Below are 18,125 nucleotides of genomic sequence, written 5' to 3'. Positions count from 1 at the left end.
TGTCAGCGCCGATCCTCCCGGTCCTTCAGAGTGGGGTGCAAGGGGGCAGAGTTTCCACTACTGGAAACCGGCGGGGAGAGTTGATCGAACGGATAGTCCACGTTCGTGCGGGAGTTCGCATGTCCGGTGGCCCCTTGCGCGGGGCAAGGGACTATCCGATAGGGCCTCAGGCGACGAAGTGGTCGAACTCGCCGGCCTTCACGCCGAGTAGGTACGCGGCCCACTTGCGAGGAGTGGTGCGGACGATGATGTCGCCGGTGTCGGGATCGCCAGGCCGTGAGCAACTTACGGCAGGCGAGACTCCTCGCCAACCGCACTGGCTTCGTCCGCCACCGGGCCCGAATCAACCACGGGCCGTGGAACAGCGTGCGCCGAAGACCGCCCTACCGCTTGCGGAACGCCAGAACGTGCAGGAGTGCGACCAGGGTGCCCGATCCCATCAACTTCCCCTCAGCCATCAGCGAGGGGATCTCGGCGAGCGGGACCCATGCAATGTGGCCCGTCTCCTCGCCCTCTTCAGGCTCGCCGACCAGAGTCGCCCCTGCGCCGACGAAGATCTCGTGCGGTGAGTCCACCATTCCAATCATGGGCTGGAACGTCACCACGTGTTCGAGATGCTCTGGTCGCCAGCCGGTCTCCTCCTCGACCTCGCGTAGCGCGGCCTGGAGGCCGTCCTCGCCATGGTCGACAATCCCGCCCGGAAGCTCCCATCCCCAGGACTGCGGTACGAAGCGGTAGCGCCACAGCATCAGGACGCGGTCCTCGGGGTCCAGCACCGCAGCTATGGCCACGCGCTTCAACCGCACGACGTGATGCTCGAAGCGGGCTACTCCCGGCGGCTCGACATCGACGAGGGCGAGCTGTACCCAGGGATTGTCGTAGACCACGCGGTCGCCTTGGATCCGCCACGGCTCCAGCCGCCTCGCCTGATGGTCCATCAGCAATCACATCCCCTGCGCGAGAGCAGTAACAGCCCCACTTGACCACAGCCGTCCGGGTAGACAAGCGCGGAGCGGCGCATTCTGACTCGGGGCAGACGCTGGAAGCTTGTTGCTCCCGCCAGCTGACCCCGAGCATCGGAGTCTGCCTTCCTGTCGGTCAACCCGCACGGCGAAGGCTGGCGACTTCCGGTGGCCCCTGTGCCTCGCAAGGGGCCACCGGGTGGGGCCTCAGGCGACGAAGTGGTCGAACTCGCCGGCCTTCACGCCGAGGAGGAAGGCCTCCCACTTGCGGGGGGTGGTGCGGACGATGATGTCGCCGGTGTCGGGGTCGCGGATCTCGACCATGCCGTCGACCGTGCGGACTTCGAGGGACTCCTCGGGTCCGCGGTCGGGTGAGGACTTCTGCCAGTCGTTCATGCTTACGAGCCCTTCGGTTCGGTGTACTTGGCCCGGTGGTCCCTCGCAGGTTGCGAGGGGCCACCGGAACGATTCCGCTAGGCGCCGAAGTGGTCGAACTCGCCGCGCTTGACGCCTTCGAGCCAGAGGGCGAACTTCAGCGGGGTGGTGACGACGATGGCATCAGGGGCGTCGGACTCGCGGATCTCGATGAGGCTGCCGGCCGTGCGGACCTCGATGCACTGGTTGCTGTTCCCACTCATTGATGACTTCTGCCAGTTGCTCATGCCTTGCTAGCCTTTCAGGTCCTTCATTATGAGATGGATGAAGTCACGGGAGTCTTCCGGGCTGAGCGCAGTGGTCTCGGACTCCGCAACGATGGCACGGTACGAGTCCAGCTCGGCTTCTGCATGGATGAATTGCGGGCTCTGCGAAAGGTCGATCTGCACGGTGTCCAGTTCGGGGACATGGCCCTGAGCGAAGAACAGATCCTCGCCGGAGCCAGGGTAGGTGTCGATGCTGAACGGGATCGCCCGGACGGTGATCCAGGGTCGGCTGGCGTCGTCGAGCAGGCTTGCGAGCTGGTCGCGGAGGACGGCAGGTCCTCCGAACTGCATCCGTAAGGCGGCCTCGTGGACGAAGGCGACGAAGGGCTTGTGGCCGTCGCTGAGGATCTGCTGGCGCTGGATGCGAAAGGCCGTCCGCACATCGGCGTCGTGACGGGGAAGGGGCGGGCGGAGCCTGGCGAAAACGGCGGAGGCGTATTGGCTGGTTTGAAGCAGACCGGGAATCGACACGGTGTTCAGCACGAGCACGGATTCCGCGTGATGTTCCAACTCGGCGATGTCGAGCATGCCGCTCGGGATTCGGCCTCGGAAGCTGTGCCACCAATGCTTGCCGCGATCGTGCGTCATGAGGGTGAGCGCCTCGACGAGCGCCGTATTGGTGCACTTGCAGCTCGCTGCCCATGACTTGAGGCGGTCGGTGCTGATGCCGGACTTCCCGTTCTCCATCTGGGAAATCTTGGGCACGTCAGTCCCCAGCGCTGCTGCGATCGCCTTGGGGGTCATGCCCGCATGCTCACGCATCTTGCGTAGCTCGATGCCGAGTCGCTGCTGGCGCACGGTCGGCGACAGGCGGGGTGGCATGCATCTCTCCTCGGTCGGTGCCTCCGGTGCAGTCTGCCGCCCCGCTGGCAATGGGTCTACCCACGGGGATGCCCGGCCGAGGAGGGTAGCTCGATGGGGTGAATCGCCACCGGCTCAGTAGCAAATCTTGCCCTATTGGGCCTAGCGTCGGCGGCGAAGAGCTGACTGGTCACCAGAAAGCCCGAAGCGCACCCCGGATGGGCGAGTGCAGGCTGCCGACGCCTGCCCTCTCCATCGTCGGCGGAGGCAGGCCACGGGTGGATGGCCCTTCATCAACATCCTCACCTCAACTGGACTGGAGACAGTCGATGTTGCTTCCCCTCATGCGCCCGCTCGAATCGGACCCCGTCCGCGAGTTCCGGCTCGACCTCTTCCCGCCGGCCGTCCCGGAGATGGTCGGGGCGCTCCGCCGCCTTCTCCGGGACACCCTCCGCACCATCGGCCTGGACGCCGACGCCCCCTGCCTCATCCTCTCCGAGCTGGTCACCAACGCTCTGCTCCACGGCGACGGCCCCCCGACCGTCGTGCTCGAACTCCATTGCGGCAGGCTCTACATCACCGTTTCGGACGCGTCCGCCGCCCCGATCGTCCGGCGCGCGTCGGACGGCGCTCGAACGAGCGGGCGGGGGCTTGACCTCGTGGACGCACTTGCCGATGAGTGGGGTGTGGAACTCATCGGGTCGTACGGCAAGGCAGTGTGGGCGGTTGCGGCGGTCGGCGGCTGATGGATGTCGTGGCGCTGGCGGGTCTCCTCGTCTCCGTGGTCTATGTCGGAGTCGTCGCACAGATCACCGCGAGCCGTCAGCCGCGCGAAAGACACGCCGTCAAAAGGGACTTGGACTCGGATGGCTCGTCCGTCGGCGCTGACCGGCAGATGCACGGCTATCCGGCGGCCAGCCGCTCGGTCAGCCGCTCGCGTGCGGCGGGCCACTCGTCGGCGAGCATCGAGAAGTAGGCGGTGTCCCGCCAGACCCCGGTGGCCCGCCGCTTCTCACGGCGGTGGATGCCCTCGTACTGGGCGCCGAGGCGCAGGATCGCGTTGCGCGAGCGGTCGTTGAGGGCGTCCGTCTTCCAGAACACCCGGCCCATGCCCAACTCCTCGAAGGCGTGGACGAGAAGCAGCAGCTTGGACTCGGTGTTGATCGCCGTCCGCCATGCCGACCGGGCGTACCAGGTGCCGCCGATCTCGACCAGCTCGTCCTCCGCGTCGAACGCGTAGTACCCGGTCACGCCGATGGCGCGCCCGCTCGCGAGGTCGATCACCGCGAACTTCACGGCGTTCCCCGCCGCGACCTCGGCGAGGCGGAGGTCAAGCATCGCGCCGAGCTCCTCCTCCGTCGTCGGCGCACTGAACGGGACCCAGCGCCAGACGTCGGGGTCGGGGCCGACGGCGTCCCAGAGGTCGGGGAGGTGGTCCCGGCTCAGCGGCTCCAGACGGACGTGGCGGCCGGTCAGGGTCACGGGTGCAGGCAGCTTCGCAGTCATGATCCCGAAAGTAGCGCCACTCTGCACTAGATGCAATGGGTTGTTGCACTAGTGCAGAACCTGGAGAGCAAGGAGAAAGGCCCTGCGGGACGCAGCGTCCCGCAGGGCCTTTCGATCACGCAGGCTCCGGCTCGGCGGAGGCTCGGCCTCAGATGAACGAGTTGATCTCGATCGTCTCGGTCCGGCCCGGGCCGACGCCGATCGCCGAGATCGGCGCGCCGGACATCTCCTCCAGGGCCTTCACGTACGCCTGCGCGTTCTTCGGCAGGTCGGCGAAGGTCTTCGCCTTGCTGATGTCCTCGGTCCAGCCCGGCAGCGTCTCGTAGATCGGCTTGGCGTGGTGGAAGTCGGACTGGTTGTACGGGAGCTCCTCGACGCGCTTGCCGTCGATCTCGTACGCGACGCAGACCGGGATCTGCTCCCAGCCGGTCAGCACGTCCAGCTTGGTGAGGAAGAAGTCGGTGAGGCCGTTGACCCGGGTCGCGTAGCGCGCGATCACCGCGTCGAACCAGCCGCAGCGGCGGTCGCGGCCGGTGGTGACACCGCGCTCGCCACCGATCCGGCGCAGGGCCTCGCCGTCGGCGTCCAGCAGCTCGGTCGGGAACGGGCCCGAGCCGACGCGGGTGGTGTACGCCTTCAGGATGCCGATGACCCGGTCGATCTTGGTCGGGCCGATGCCGGCGCCGGTGCAGGCGCCGCCCGCGGTCGGGTTCGACGAGGTCACGAAGGGGTACGTGCCGTGGTCGACGTCGAGCAGGGTGCCCTGGCCGCCCTCCAGCAGGACGACCTTGCCGGCCTTCAGCGCCTCGTCCAGGACGAGCGTGGTGTCGGCCAGGAACGGCTTGATCTTGTCCGCGTAGCCGAGGTACTCCTCCAGCACCAGCTCGGCCGGGATGGCGCGGCGGTTGTAGAGCTTGACCAGCAGCTGGTTCTTGTCGTGCAGCGCGGCTTCGATCTTCTGCTGCAGGATCGACTCGTCGAAGAGGTCCTGCACGCGGATGCCGACGCGGTTGATCTTGTCCGCGTAGGTCGGGCCGATGCCGCGGCCGGTGGTGCCGATCCGGCGCTTGCCGAGGAAGCGCTCGGTGACCTTGTCCAGGGTGCGGTGGTACGGCGTGATCAGGTGGGCGTTGCCCGAGATCAGCAGCTTGGAGGTGTCGATGCCGCGCTCGTTCAGGCCGCCCAGCTCGGAGAGCAGCACGCCCGGGTCGATGACGACGCCGTTGCCGATCACCGGCGTCACATTCGGGCTGAGGATGCCGGAAGGGAGCAGATGCAGGGCATACTTCTGGTCGCCGATGACCACCGTGTGACCGGCGTTGTTGCCGCCCTGGTAGCGGACGACGTAGTCGACGGAGCCACCGAGGAGGTCGGTCGCCTTCCCCTTGCCCTCGTCCCCCCACTGAGCGCCAACGAGCACGAGTGCCGGCACAGGCGTACACCCCTTCCGGTTGGGGCATCCTGCGTAGGCCGCAGTCTGCCCCGAGATAGACGAAGCCCCTGGCGCAATAGCGCAAGGGGCTCTTGCACCGAGAGATTACCTGAGGAAGGACCGGTCGTGTCGTCCCTGTCCACGCCTGCAACCGGCGGCCCCGAGCCGCTCCTGCTGCTCCTCGACCCGGCGGCCCGGCAGACCGACGGCGAGTCGGTGCGGATCGCGAAGGACGTCCTCTGCGGAGGTGCGGACGTCAAGGTGGCGTATCCGGAGAGCCCGTCCGAGCTCGACCGGGTGCTTTCGCACCGGGGTCGGCGACGACCGGTGGTGATCGGTTCCGATCTTGCACTGCAACGGGTGCTCCAGGCCCTGTACCGCCAGCGTGAGCTGGGAGCGGACCCGGTGGGCATGGTTCCTGTGGGCCGGGCGAACGAGCTGGTGGCGGCCCGTGCGCTGGGCGTTCCGGGGGAGCCGGTGCCGGCGGCGCGGGCGGTGCTCTCGGGCGTGCCGCGCAAGCTCGACCTGCTGGTGGACGACGGCGGCGGGGTGGCGCTCGGCGGGGTGCGGATCTCCGGGAGCGGCGCCCGCCGGGTGGTGGGCCGGACGGGTGGCTGGCGTTCGCTATGGGCGAAACTGGCTGCGGCCGAGCAGGGGACCTCGCTCACCTCCGAAGCCGGAGCGACCGGAGCGACCGGAGTGGCCGGAGGTGCCGGGGGCACCGGCAGGGCCGAGCACAGCTCCCGGCTCCGCATCGAGGCGGACGGAAAGCTCCTCGCCGACGTCCACCGCCCGGTCCGGGTGGTCCAGGTGACCCTGCCGGCCGGAGACGCGGTCGGCGCCGGCGTGATGGAGATCGTCGTCCGCGCGCCGGGCGCACTGGTGCGCGCCCGGGCGGCGAGCGTCTCGGTGGTCGGGCGCGGGTTCGGCTACGAGGCCGACGGCCACCCGGTGGGCCCGGTCCGCGCCCGCACCTGGACGGTCCACCCGGGCGCCTGGGGGCTGCTGCTGCCCGCGGTCTGAGCCTGGACGGAGGCCGGGTGAGCAGGCTCACGTTCCCCGCCGTTCACCCGAGCGCCGTCCGCGCACGGAACGCGCCTCAGACGCACCGGCAGCGCACCAACGGGCGCGAACCGCAAGGCCAAGCGCCCCTCGGCCGAATTCCGCCCTCCCGAAATCCGCCCCGGGTAAGGGGTTTTGTCTACGCGCGTTGCCAAAGGAGCGCCCAACAATCCCGGCCGCCCGGGTTCCGGAAGCCTGTGCCAACTGCCCTAGACTCGAAGGCGTGCCACGTGGTGACGGAAGACTCAACCACGATCTTCTTCCCGGTGAGAAAGGCCCCCAGGACGCTTGCGGCGTCTTCGGTGTCTGGGCTCCCGGCGAGGAGGTCGCCAAGCTCACGTTCTTCGGCCTTTACGCCCTGCAGCACCGCGGTCAGGAATCCGCGGGCATCGCAGTGAGCAACGGCTCCCAGATTCTCGTCTTCAAGGACATGGGACTTGTCTCCCAGGTCTTCGACGAGGCCTCCCTGGGGTCGTTGCACGGGCATATCGCCGTCGGACACGCCCGCTACTCGACCACCGGTTCCTCGGTCTGGGAGAACGCCCAGCCGACCTTCCGGGCGACCGTTCACGGTTCGCTGGCCCTCGGGCACAACGGAAACCTGGTGAACACCGCCGAACTGGCGGCCATGGTCGCCGAACTCCCCGGCGAGGAGCACGTCTCCCGCTCGGGCCGGACGGCCGCGACCAACGACACCGACCTGGTGACCGCCCTGCTCGCAGGCCACCCGGACCTCTCCATCGAGGAGACGGCCAAGCTGGTCCTGCCCAAGGTCAAGGGCGCGTTCTCGCTCGTCTTCATGGACGAGCACACGCTCTACGCCGCCCGTGACCCGCAGGGCATCCGCCCGCTGGTGCTCGGCCGGCTGGAGCGCGGCTGGGTCGTCGCCTCCGAGACGGCGGCGCTCGACATCTGCGGCGCCTCCTTCATCCGCGAGGTCGAGCCCGGCGAGCTCATCGCCATCGACGAGAACGGCATGCGGACCTCCCGCTTCGCCGAGGCCAAGCCCAAGGGCTGCGTCTTCGAGTACGTCTACCTGGCCCGCCCCGACACCTCCATCGCCGGCCGCAACGTGCACCTCTCCCGCGTGGAGATGGGCCGCAGGCTGGCCGCCGAGGCGCCCGTCGAGGCCGACCTGGTGATAGCCACTCCGGAGTCCGGCACGCCGGCCGCCATCGGCTACGCCGAGGCCAGCGGGATCCCGTACGGCTCCGGCCTGGTGAAGAACGCCTACGTGGGCCGCACCTTCATCCAGCCCAGCCAGACCATCCGCCAGCTCGGCATCCGGCTCAAGCTCAACCCGCTGCGCGAGGTCATCCAGGGCAAGCGCCTGGTGGTCGTGGACGACTCGATCGTCCGCGGCAACACCCAGCGCGCGCTGGTGAAGATGTTGCGCGAGGCCGGCGCGGCCGAGGTCCACATCCGGATCTCCTCGCCGCCGGTGAAGTGGCCCTGCTTCTTCGGCATCGACTTCGCCACCCGCGCGGAACTGATCGCCAACGGCATGACCATCGAGGAGATCGGCCGCACCCTCGGCGCGGACTCCCTCTCCTACATCTCGATCGACGGCATGATCGAGGCCACCAAGCAGCCGAAGGACCGGCTCTGCCGGGCCTGCTTCGACGGGGAGTACCCGATGGAGCTGCCCGACCCGGCGCTGCTCGGCAAGCTCCTCCTGGAGGCCGAGATCAAGGGCAGCCAGCAGCCCCCGGCGGTCCGCGGCAAGCCGACCAGTGGCAGCGACCTGGACGGCGTCCAGTCCCTGCTCGGCGGAGCGGGCGCGGCCGACGCCCTGCGCCGCCCGTAACGACCCGACGGTGGGGTCCCGGAACCCGGGGCCCCACCGCTGTTCCATCCCCCTGACCCACGAGGGCACCAAGACCCGCGGGGGCACAGACCCGAAAGGGCCGCACCGCAGTGACCACGAACCAGAACGGCGCCACCTACGCCGCCGCCGGCGTCGACATCGAGGCGGGCGACCGCGCCGTCGAGCTCATGAAGCAGTGGGTGAAGAAGGCGAGCCGCCCCGAGGTGGTCGGCGGCCTCGGCGGCTTCGCCGGGCTCTTCGACGCGTCCGCCTTCAAGCGCTACGAGCGGCCGCTGCTGGCCTCGGCCACCGACGGTGTGGGCACCAAGGTCGCCATCGCCGCCGCCATGGACAAGCACGACACCATCGGCCACGACCTGGTCGGCATGGTCGTGGACGACCTGGTCGTGTGCGGCGCCGAGCCGCTGTTCATGACCGACTACATCTGCGTCGGCAAGGTCGTGCCGGAGCGGGTCGCCGCGATCGTCAAGGGCATCGCCGAGGGCTGTGCGCTGGCCGGCTGCGCCCTCGTCGGCGGCGAGACCGCCGAGCACCCGGGCCTGCTCGGCCCGGACGAGTACGACGTCGCGGGCGCCGGTACCGGTGTGGTCGAGGCCGACGCGCTGCTGGGCGCGGAGCGCGTCCGGGCCGGCGACGTGGTGATCGCGATGGCCGCCTCAGGCCTGCACTCCAACGGCTACTCGCTGGTCCGCCACGTGCTGCTGAACGAGGCCGGCTGGAAGCTGGACCGCAAGGTCGAGGAGTTCGGCCGCACCCTCGGCGAGGAGCTGCTGGAGCCGACCCGGATCTACTCGCTGGACTGCCTGGCGCTCACCCGGGCCACCGAGGTCCACGCCTTCTCGCACGTCACCGGCGGCGGCCTGGCGGCCAACCTGGCCCGGGTCATCCCGGACGGTCTGCACGCCCGCCTGGACCGCGGCACCTGGACCCCGCTGCCGGTCTTCCAGACCGTCGCCGAGGTCGGCAAGGTGGCCACCCTGGAGATCGAGAAGACGCTCAACATGGGCGTCGGCATGGTCGCGGTCGTCCCGCCGCACTCGGTGGACGTCGTGCTGTCGATCCTGGAGGACCGCGGCGTCGAGGCCTGGCTGCTCGGCGACATCGTCGACCGTGCGGACGAGCACGACGGCGGTGCGGCGCTCTACAACGCGTACGAGGGCTTCACGGCGGGCTGAGCGGACCGCTGAGAGCACGGCAAGAGGGCCCCTCCGACGGAGGGGCCCTCTTGCGCTGCCGGCAGGGTCGCCTTCGGGCGGACCACCCGCCGGGAACGCCGAAAACCGGCCCCGGCGCCCATGGCGCCCGGGCCGGTCAGGCCGGACTGGGACTACGCGCGGCGGCGGGCCTGGGAGGGCCCGGTGCTTGAATCGGTGTCGTCGTCCTCGTCGTCGTCGGCGTAGCGAGCCGCGTACTCCGCGTAGGGGTCGTCGTCCTCGTCTTCCTCGATCGGCTCAGGCTCGATCGAGGCGGTGGAGGGCGATACGCCCAGCTCGCTGGACAGACGGTTGGCGTCGAACCCGCCGCTGTTGTACTTCAGCTCGCGGGCGACCTTCGTCTGCTTGGCCTTGGCCCGGCCGCGCCCCATGGGTCGACCCCCTCAACGATGGGGCTCACGGCCCCGAGTCTGACACGTGTTCATGATCAAGAGCGGTCTGCCCGAATGGGGAGAACCGTCCCTTGGAGCATTAACGGTACCTGTTTCTGCCGCTGGACGGTACGTCGTCGGTGTGACGTGGCGCGCACCGGCTGCACCCGCGACCGGGTCGTCCCAGGTCAGGGGAGGTTTTGCGGCGTTTTGCGCGCTGTCCGTAGGTGTCTCAGGTCCGTCGTTCCGGGATCGATTATCCCCCCTAGGGGGGCTTTGGATCACCCGATCGGGCGCAGAAGTGAGAATCCGGTTCCACATTGTGATGCGCGGGGGGCGACGCCCCTCCTGCCCGACGGCGGGCCGGAAGGGCTGACCGCCCCCCGCGCATCACCGGACGGCTCTGCCGGATCAGGTGCGGCGGGCGCCGGGCAGCAGCACCGAGCGGAGCGCACTGATCTCGCGCATCCGCTTCTCGGCCAGGCGGTCGGCGGCGACGGCCGGCGGGACGCCGTCGGCGGCGGCCCGGGTGAAGATCTCCAGGGTGGTGTCGAAGATCTTGGTCGCCTTGTTCTTGGCCCGCTCGAAGTTGAAGCCCTCGATCTCGTCGGCGACCTGGATCACGCCGCCCGAGTTCACCAGGTAGTCCGGGGCGTAGAGGATGCCGCGGTCGGCGAGGTCCTTCTCGACGCCCGGGTGGGCCAGCTGGTTGTTGGCCGCACCGCAGACCACGGAGGTGCCGAGCTCGCCGAGCGCGGCCACCGAGCTGTCGGTGAGGGCGCCGCCGAGGGCGCAGGGGGCGTAGACGTCCAGCTTGGCCTGGAGCAGGGCGGCGGTGTCGGCGACCACCTCCACCTCCGGGTGAGCGGCGCGCACGCGGTTGACGGCGGCCTCGGAGACGTCGGTGACGACGACGGTGGCGCCGTCCGCGACCAGGTGGCCGACCAGGTAGTGGCCGACCTTGCCGACGCCCGCGACGCCGACCCGCTTGCCGCGCAGCGTCGGCTGGCCCCAGCGGGCCTGGGCGGAGGCGCGCATGCCCTGGAACACGCCGAAGGCGGTCAGGATGGAGGAGTCGCCGGCGCCGCCGTTCTCGGGCGAGCGGCCGGTGACGAACTCGGTCTCGCGGGCGATGACGTCCATGTCCTGCACGTAGGTGCCGACATCGCAGGCCGTGATGTAGCGGCCGCGCAGGGACTCGACGAAGCGGCCGTAGGCGCGGAGCATCGCCTCGTTCTTGTCCTTGTTCGGGTCGCCGATGATGACGGCCTTGCCGCCGCCGAGGTCGAGCCCGGCGAGCGCGTTCTTGTAGGACATGCCGCGGGAGAGGTTCAGCGCGTCCTCCAGCGCCGCCTCCTCGGAGGCGTACGGGAAGAAGCGGGTGCCGCCGAGGGCCGGGCCCAGCGCGGTGGAGTGGATGGCGATGATCGCCTTGAGTCCGGAGCTGCGGTCGTGGCAGAGGACGACCTGCTCGTGGCCGTCGCCGGGGGCGCCGTCCTGCTCGGTACGGAAGATCCTGCTGAGCACACCGGGTGCGGGGTGCGTGGCGGATGCGGTCTGTACGTCGGTCACTGTGGTGACTCCAGTATCCGAGGCCCGCTGCTGTGGTGCGGGCGCCTAAGGCGAAGCGTAGTCGCGAGGGGGCCGGGGATCTGCCCCTTCTGTCCGAGCGCGGGGCGGTTGTCCGCGTGGTGAGACGGGGCCGGGCGGCGTGCGTCCGCGAACAGCTCCCGGCCGGAGGCCTCCCGGGGGAGGGCCCGTGCGTGCGACGATGCAGAACGTGACCGTCGTACGCACCTCCGTACTTCCGCCCTACGCCGCCCACCTGCGGGTCTACGAGCCGCTGGCCGCCTACCCGGAGCCGGACCGGGCACGCTGGCAGGCCTACGCGGCGGAGCGCGGCCCGGACGCGGCGGAGGCCGGGCAGCCGGTGGCCGCAGCGGTGCTGGAGGAGCAGCGGGCCGCGCTGGCGGAGCTGGTCGGCCGGACGCCGCGGCCGCTGCCGGAGCGGGAGAGCGACCGGGCCTTCGTGCGCTCGCTGGACGGGGTGCTGTACGTCTGCCCGTGGGCGACGCGGCTGCGCAGCTGGCAGGCGCTGGAGGAGCTGCGGACGGGGGCGCCGGTGGCGCTGGTGGACACCGCGCTGCCGCCGGCCACCCGGGCGGCCGCGGAGGCGGACCGGGAGCGCTGGCGGGCCGAGCACCCGGACGCCCGGCCGTGGATCCTGACCAACCGCTGGGAGGTGCCGGTGCGGTGGTTCCTGCCGTTCGGGGAGGAGGACCGCTGCTTCGTGCCGGCGGGCGCGGCGGAGGAGGGGAGCGGGGAGGAAGGGGAGAAGGCGGCGCTGTTCTACCTGACGCCGATGGCGCAGGCGCGCCGGCGGGTGGCCCGGGCGTACCGGGCGCTGCGTGAGGCGGTGCCGGACGGGGAGCTGGTGCGCGGGGCGGAGCAGGTCGGGCGGTGGCTGGAGGAGTTCCACCCGCGCTCGCTGGTGGAACTGGACTACGGGGGCCTGGTGCATCTGCTGGGGCCGGAGCGGCTGCTGGCGGACCGTTCGGCGGGGGAGCTGGAGGACGGGCTGCGGGCGCTGCGGGCGGGGGACGAGGCGGAGGCGCTGCGGGCGTACGAGGAGCTGACGGGGCGCTGGCGGCGGGTGCTGGCGCTGCGGTACGCGAACTGAACGGGCCCGGGGGCCGTGCCGGAGCCCGGGCCGGTGCCGGCGGTGCCTGCTGTGCTGCGGGTTGCGGTGCCCGTCGCGGGGCCTGCTGCGGTTCCTGCTGAGGGGGCGTCATCGCTGGCCGGGCCGGGTGTCGGTGGTACTTGTAAGACTGGAAGGGTCCTACGACCCACCCCGCATGACCAAGGTCCCGGTTCGGGTCAATACCTGTCGAACGTGACACTACTCACCGTTGACGCGAACTAACCCCTATGTGCAAAAATGGGACAACCAGCCCAAGTTCACGTGAGCGTGCCCACTTTTGGGTGGTTCTGGAACCGATGCGTGCTTTGCGGGGATACGGAGGGTCTGGTCCCCTCGTAACCTGATGTCACTATAAGGTGACTGCCCGTTATGGGGTGGTCCATCGCCATCCGTCGGCCTTGAACCCGTGAGGGGTCAATTTTGGCGGTTTGGTCGATAGGGCTGGACGGATGGTGTAGTTGTAGACACCAGGACAAGCCGTTCGTCCTATAACCGACTCGGCCCGTCTATGCCATTTCGGGCATCGCGGGCCAAGGTGCAGAATTTGAAGGATAGAACCGCCCTGGTTCGGTTCTCCCGAGGAGGCCGCTCATGACCGCTCGTACCCCTGATGCTGAACCCCTGCTGACGCCGGCAGAGGTCGCCACCATGTTCCGCGTGGACCCCAAGACGGTTACCCGTTGGGCCAAGGCGGGCAAGCTCACGTCCATTCGCACCCTCGGCGGTCACCGCCGTTACCGCGAGGCGGAGGTGCGCGCTCTGCTGGCCGGTATTCCCGCTCAGCGCACCGAGGCCTGATAGGCCGAAGGCTCTTTCAAAGGGGCCGCTTACCGGACTCCGCCGGGTCCGGTAAGCGGCCCCTTTGTCGTGCCCGGAGTCCGCGTCCCGTGTGTGTGCCGGGAGTGCGTGCCGGGGCGGCGCCGACCGTTCCCGTCCGGTCGTCCGGAATCTTGAACTCCGGATAACGATTTGATGCTTCTGGGGTGGGGGGATTTACAGTTAATAGCAGTACAATTTTACATATTAAATTAGTGCCCCCTTGGAAGGGGGTCCGATCGGCTGGTCTCAGGGAAAAAACAAGTGACGACGGTCACACGGTCTGTCACTTGTGGTCTAGACCTGGTCCGGGGTAGTGCACGGCCTCCGGCCAAAACGCGAAAGGCCCGGAACCAAACGGTTCCGGGCCTTTCGGCTACGGCGATCCCGACGGGACTTGAACCCGCGACCTCCACCTTGACAGGGTGGCGAGCTAACCAACTGCTCCACGGGACCAGAGTTTTCTGATCCGTTCGCTTTGCTTGCTGCGCTGCGAACAAGACAGATCGTAGCCCATGGTGGGCCCCCAGGTCGAACTGGCTCCTGAGGGCCCCCGCCCAGCTCAGGGACCGGCCCGGGGACCGGCACGGCCGCCGGGCCCCGAGGGTGGCTCAGAGCGTGGCCCTGGCGGCCTCCATCGCCTTGGTGATCCGCTTCTCCGAGACCGGCGTCGGCGTACCGAGCGACTGCGCGAAGAAACTGACCCGCAGCTCCTCGATCATCCAGCGGATCGCCTTCACCTCCGGGGACGGCTCCTGCCCGGCCGGCACGGCCGCCAGGAGCTCCCCGTACTCCTGCTGCACCTGCTGGACCTTCAGCAGCTGCTGGGCGTCCCGCTGCGGGTGGTTGGGCAGCGCCTCCAGCCGGCGGTCCACCGCCAGCAGGTAGCGCTTGAGGTCCGTCAGCCGCTGCCAGCCGGTCTCCGTGACGAAGCCGGAGTGCACCAGCGAGGCCAGGTGCAGCCGGATGTCGTTCACCGCCGTCAGCAGCACCGGGCTGCTCACCGACTTCAGCCGGGTCGACGCCTTGTGGAAGGCGATCAGCGCGGTCGCCGTCTTCAGCGTGGTGTCCGCCGAGAGGTCGTAGAGGTCGGCCCGCACCTTGTCGTGCAGCTTGCCGAAGGCCGCCTCGTCCCAGGCCGGGCCGCCGGCCAGGGTCATCAGCCGGTCGGTGGCGCAGGCCACCACGTCCTCGAACATCGCCGGGATCGAGCCGTGCGGGTTGTACGACAGGGCGAGCTTGGCCTGGTTGCCCAGCCGGCCCTGGATCGACTTGGCGGGCGAGGTGGTGGTCAGCATCAGCAGCCGCCGGGTGCCCTCCCACATCGCCCTGCTCTGGGCCTCGGGGGTGTCGAACAGCTTGATGCCTACCGCGTCCCGCTCGTCCACCAGCGCCGGGTAGGCGCGCAGCGAGTGACCGCGCGAGCGCTGCTCGAAGGTGCGCTGGAGGACGGGGAGCGAGGCGGGCCAGGCCGTCAGCCCGGACTGCTCGATGCCCTGGCCGGAGGCGGCCGAGGAGAGCGTCTCCTTCAGCTTGGGCTTCAGCCGGAGCCGCAGCTCCTCCAGGTCCTTGGACTCGGCGAGGTTCTTGCGGCCGTCCACGACCCGGAAGGTCACCTTGAGGTGGTCCGGCACCCGCTCGTCGTCCCAGGCCTCCGGCGGGACGGTGACCGCCGTCAGCCGCTTGAGGATGTGCTCCAGGGTCGGCAGCAGCGGCTCCTGGCGGTCCTTCACCTGGCGCAGCGCCGCCTTGGCGAAGTCCGGTGCCGGCACGAAGTTGCGCCGCACCGCCTTGGGGAGGGACTTGATCCAGGCGGTGACCAGCTCCTCGCGCAGGCCCGGGATCTGCCAGTCGAAGCCCTCCGCGGTGACCTGGTTGAGCACCGGCAGCGGGATGTGGACGGTCACGCCGTCCGCGTCACTGCCCGGCTCGAACTGGTAGGTCAGCTTGAAGCGGAGCTTGCCCTGCTGCCAGTGGTCCGGGTAGTCCGCCTCGGTGACGCCGTCGGCGGCGTCGTTGATCAGCATCGACTTCTCGAAGTTGAGCAGGTCCGGCTGGTCGTGCCGGGCCTTCTTCCACCAGGAGTCGAAGTGCCGGGTGGAGACGATGTCGTCCGGCAGCCGGCCGTCGTAGAACTCGAACAGGGTCTGGTCGTCCACCAGGATGTCCCGGCGGCGGGCCCGGTTCTCCAGCTCCTCGACCTCGCTGAGCAGCTTGCGGTTCTCGCCGAAGAACTTGTGGTGGGTCTCCCAGTCGCCCTCGACCAGCGCGTTGCGGATGAACAGCTCGCGGCAGAGCTCCGGGTCGATCCGGCCGTAGTTGACCTTGCGCTGGGCGACGACCGGCATCCCGTAGAGGGTCACCTTCTCGTACGCCAGCACCGCGCCGGCCTTCTTCTCCCAGTGCGGCTCGCTGTAGCTGCGCTTGATCAGGTGGCCGGCCAGCGGCTCCACCCACTCGGGCTCGATCTTGGCGTTGATCCGTGCCCAGAGCCGGGACGTCTCGACCAGCTCGGCCGACATCACCCAGCGCGGCGGCTTCTTGAACAGGCCGGACCCCGGGAAGACCGCGAACCGCGCGCCGCGCGCGCCGCCGTACTCGCGCTTCTCCACGTCGAACAGGCCGATGTGGGAGAGCAGGCCGGCCAGCAGCGACTGGTGGATCCGGTCGGCGTCGGGCTCGGCGTCCGGATGGGGCTCCTCGATCGTGACGCCGAGCTGCTTGGCGACCGTCCGCAGCTGGGAGTAGATGTCCTGCCACTCCCGTATCCGCAGGTAGTTGAGGAACTCGGCCTTGCACATCCGGCGGAAGGCCGACGAGGAGAGCTCCTTCTGCTGCTCCCGCACGTAGCGCCACATGGCCAGGTAGGAGAGGAAGTCGGAGGTCTCGGACTGGAAGCGGCGGTGCCGGTCGTCGGCGGCCTGACGCTTCTCGGTGGGGCGCTCGCGCGGGTCCTGGATGGAGAGCGCGGCGGCGATCACCATGACGTCGCGGACGCAGCCGTTCTTGTCGGCCTCCAGCACCATGCGGGCCATCCGCGGGTCCACCGGGAGCTGGGCCAGCTGCCGGCCGAGCGGGGTGAGGCGCTTGCGGACGTCCTTCTCGTCCGGGTCGAGGGCGCCGAGCTCGTGCAGGAGGCTGACGCCGTCCTTGATGTTGCGGGAGTCCGGCGGGTCCAGGAACGGGAAGGCGGCGATGTCGCCGAGGCCGGCGGCCGTCATCTGGAGGATGACCGAGGCCAGGTTGGTGCGCAGGATCTCGGCGTCGGTGAACTCGGGGCGGGAGAGGAAGTCCTCCTCCGAGTACAGCCGGATGCAGATGCCGTCCGAGGTGCGGCCGCAGCGGCCCTTGCGCTGGTTGGCGCTGGCCTGGCTGATCGCCTCGATCGGGAGCCGCTGCACCTTGGTGCGGTGGCTGTAGCGCGAGATGCGGGCGGTGCCCGGGTCGATCACGTACTTGATGCCCGGGACGGTGAGGCTGGTCTCGGCGACGTTGGTCGCCAGCACGATCCGGCGGGAGTGGGAGCGCTGGAAGACCTTGTGCTGCTCGGCCGAGCTCAGCCGGGCGTAGAGCGGGAGGACCTCGGTGAACTTCAGTTTCAGCTTGTTGAGCGCGTCGGCGGTGTCGCGGATCTCCCGCTCGCCGGAGAGGAAGACCAGGATGTCGCCCGGGCCCTCGGCCTGGAGCTCCTCGGCGGCCTCGCAGATCGCCTGGATCTGGTCGCGGTCGCGGTCGGCGTCGGTGGAGTCGTCCTCGATGTCGGCGTCGTCGACGACCGGGCGGTAGCGGACCTCGACCGGATAGGTACGGCCGGAGACCTCGATGATCGGGGCGTCGCCGAAGTGGCGGGCGAACCGCTCGGGGTCGATGGTCGCCGAGGTGATGACGACCTTGAGGTCCGGGCGGCGGGGCAGCAGCTGCTTGACGTACCCGAGGATGAAGTCGATGTTGAGGCTGCGCTCGTGCGCCTCGTCGATGATCAGGGTGTCGTACTGGCGCAGCTCGCGGTCGGTCTGGATCTCCGCGAGCAGGATGCCGTCCGTCATCAGCTTGACCAGGGTGTCCGGGCCGACCTGGTCGGTGAACCGGACCTTCCAGCCGACCGCCTCGCCGAGCGGGGTGTTCATCTCCTCGGCGACGCGCTCGGCCACCGTCCGGGCGGCGATCCGGCGGGGCTGGGTGTGGCCGACCAGACCGCGGACGCCGCGGCCCAGCTCCAGGCAGATCTTCGGGATCTGGGTGGTCTTGCCGGAGCCGGTCTCGCCCGCCACGATCACCACCTGGTGGTCGCGGATCGCGGCGAGGATGTCGTCCTTCTTCTGGCTGACCGGCAGCTCGGCGGGGTACGTGATCTTCGGAACGGCGGCCCGGCGCTGCCCGACCAGCAGCTCGGCGCGGTCGATGTCACCGGCGATCTCGGCGGCGATCTTCTGGCGCGCGTCGGGCTTGCGGACCCGGCGGGCGCCCTCCAGCCGGCGTCCGATCCGCACCTCGTCGCGCAGGGTCAGCTCGGGGAGGCGGGCGGCCAGCTCGCCGATGCTGGGCCCCTGGGCGGGGGCGTCGGCGGACTGGACTGCGGGAGAACTCACGGCGGGCATCCCTCTAGGTTCGCAAGGAGATGCGGCGGCGCGCACCTCGGTTTTCGAGCCCCTCCAGTGTCACAGCCGCCGCGGGGGATGTGCGAACCCCGCCCGGGGGGCGGGGGCCGGCGGGGTGGCCGTCGGGGGCACG

Annotated in this window: 14 protein-coding genes, 1 tRNA gene and 1 pseudogene; 6 read left to right on the top strand and 10 right to left on the bottom strand. The window is 69.7% G+C overall.

Annotated elements, in window-relative coordinates; all coding sequences use genetic code 11:
• Nucleotides 1-383: 383 nt before the first annotated feature.
• The 4 genes and pseudogenes from OG286_RS19060 to OG286_RS19045 form a co-directional block, all read right to left on the bottom strand.
• Nucleotides 384-917: pseudogene (locus OG286_RS19060) on the bottom strand (NUDIX hydrolase); the annotation flags it as partial.
• Nucleotides 918-1,169: 252 nt separating this feature from the next.
• Complete coding sequence (locus OG286_RS19055; protein WP_405360847.1) at nucleotides 1,170-1,358, bottom strand: DUF397 domain-containing protein; 189 nt, start codon at nucleotides 1,356-1,358, stop codon at nucleotides 1,170-1,172.
• A gap of 77 nt (nucleotides 1,359-1,435) precedes the next feature.
• Entirely contained in the window at nucleotides 1,436-1,624 is a 189-nt protein-coding gene (locus tag OG286_RS19050) for a DUF397 domain-containing protein (protein WP_396324690.1), read from the bottom strand.
• A gap of 6 nt (nucleotides 1,625-1,630) precedes the next feature.
• Entirely contained in the window at nucleotides 1,631-2,485 is an 855-nt protein-coding gene (locus OG286_RS19045) for a helix-turn-helix domain-containing protein (RefSeq protein WP_396324689.1), read from the bottom strand.
• A gap of 308 nt (nucleotides 2,486-2,793) precedes the next feature.
• Here OG286_RS19045 and OG286_RS19040 point away from each other — a divergent pair, with 308 nt between their 5' ends.
• Nucleotides 2,794-3,210, top strand: a complete 417-nt coding sequence (locus OG286_RS19040) for an ATP-binding protein (protein WP_405365594.1) — start codon at nucleotides 2,794-2,796, stop codon at nucleotides 3,208-3,210.
• A gap of 157 nt (nucleotides 3,211-3,367) precedes the next feature.
• On the opposite strand, the gene OG286_RS19035 is transcribed toward OG286_RS19040, so the two are convergent.
• Entirely contained in the window at nucleotides 3,368-3,970 is a 603-nt protein-coding gene (locus tag OG286_RS19035) for a GNAT family N-acetyltransferase (protein ID WP_405360850.1), read from the bottom strand.
• 148 nt (nucleotides 3,971-4,118) lie between these two features.
• Nucleotides 4,119-5,402 carry an adenylosuccinate synthase gene (locus OG286_RS19030; protein ID WP_396324685.1) on the bottom strand — a complete coding sequence of 428 codons (1,284 nt, stop codon included), beginning with the start codon at nucleotides 5,400-5,402 and terminating at the stop codon, nucleotides 4,119-4,121.
• A gap of 126 nt (nucleotides 5,403-5,528) precedes the next feature.
• Between OG286_RS19030 and OG286_RS19025 the strand changes: the two genes are divergently transcribed.
• The 3 genes from OG286_RS19025 (at nucleotide 5,529) to purM (ending at nucleotide 9,467) form a co-directional block, all read left to right on the top strand.
• Nucleotides 5,529-6,425: a diacylglycerol kinase family protein gene (locus OG286_RS19025; RefSeq protein ID WP_396324683.1), complete on the top strand. Its 897-nt coding sequence runs from the start codon at nucleotides 5,529-5,531 to the stop codon at nucleotides 6,423-6,425.
• A 262-nt stretch (nucleotides 6,426-6,687) separates the two neighbouring features.
• Nucleotides 6,688-8,271 carry an amidophosphoribosyltransferase gene (gene purF, locus OG286_RS19020; RefSeq protein WP_396324682.1) on the top strand — a complete coding sequence of 528 codons (1,584 nt, stop codon included), beginning with the start codon at nucleotides 6,688-6,690 and terminating at the stop codon, nucleotides 8,269-8,271.
• Between the two features lie 110 nt (nucleotides 8,272-8,381).
• Entirely contained in the window at nucleotides 8,382-9,467 is a 1,086-nt protein-coding gene (purM, locus tag OG286_RS19015; protein ID WP_396324681.1) for a phosphoribosylformylglycinamidine cyclo-ligase, read from the top strand.
• A 152-nt stretch (nucleotides 9,468-9,619) separates the two neighbouring features.
• On the opposite strand, the gene OG286_RS19010 is transcribed toward purM, so the two are convergent.
• Both OG286_RS19010 and OG286_RS19005 read right to left on the bottom strand, forming a co-directional pair.
• Nucleotides 9,620-9,877 carry a DUF3073 domain-containing protein gene (locus OG286_RS19010; protein WP_405365593.1) on the bottom strand — a complete coding sequence of 86 codons (258 nt, stop codon included), beginning with the start codon at nucleotides 9,875-9,877 and terminating at the stop codon, nucleotides 9,620-9,622.
• Between the two features lie 411 nt (nucleotides 9,878-10,288).
• Nucleotides 10,289-11,449, bottom strand: coding sequence for a Glu/Leu/Phe/Val dehydrogenase dimerization domain-containing protein (locus tag OG286_RS19005; protein ID WP_405365592.1), 1,161 nt, complete (start codon nucleotides 11,447-11,449; stop codon nucleotides 10,289-10,291).
• A gap of 187 nt (nucleotides 11,450-11,636) precedes the next feature.
• On the opposite strand from OG286_RS19005, the gene OG286_RS19000 reads away from it, so the two are divergent.
• On the top strand, nucleotides 11,637-12,557 hold the full coding sequence (locus OG286_RS19000; protein ID WP_396324676.1) for a hypothetical protein: 921 nt from the start codon (nucleotides 11,637-11,639) through the stop codon (nucleotides 12,555-12,557).
• 612 nt (nucleotides 12,558-13,169) lie between these two features.
• Entirely contained in the window at nucleotides 13,170-13,376 is a 207-nt protein-coding gene (gene bldC / locus OG286_RS18995; protein ID WP_014137253.1) for a developmental transcriptional regulator BldC, read from the top strand.
• Nucleotides 13,377-13,776: 400 nt separating this feature from the next.
• Here bldC and OG286_RS18990 read toward each other — a convergent pair.
• Nucleotides 13,777-13,850, bottom strand: a tRNA-Asp gene (locus OG286_RS18990).
• Nucleotides 13,851-14,005: 155 nt separating this feature from the next.
• A complete protein-coding gene (gene hrpA / locus OG286_RS18985; protein ID WP_405360857.1) occupies nucleotides 14,006-17,992 on the bottom strand; it encodes an ATP-dependent RNA helicase HrpA in 3,987 nt (1,328 codons plus the stop codon).
• Nucleotides 17,993-18,125: the final 133 nt, after the last annotated feature.

The sequence above is a fragment of the Kitasatospora sp. NBC_00039 genome (assembly GCF_045160625.1).
GTDB lineage: Bacteria > Actinomycetota > Actinomycetes > Streptomycetales > Streptomycetaceae > Kitasatospora.
The sequence above is the reverse complement of the archived record's forward strand: the minus strand, read 5'-3'. Positions and strand labels throughout refer to the sequence as shown.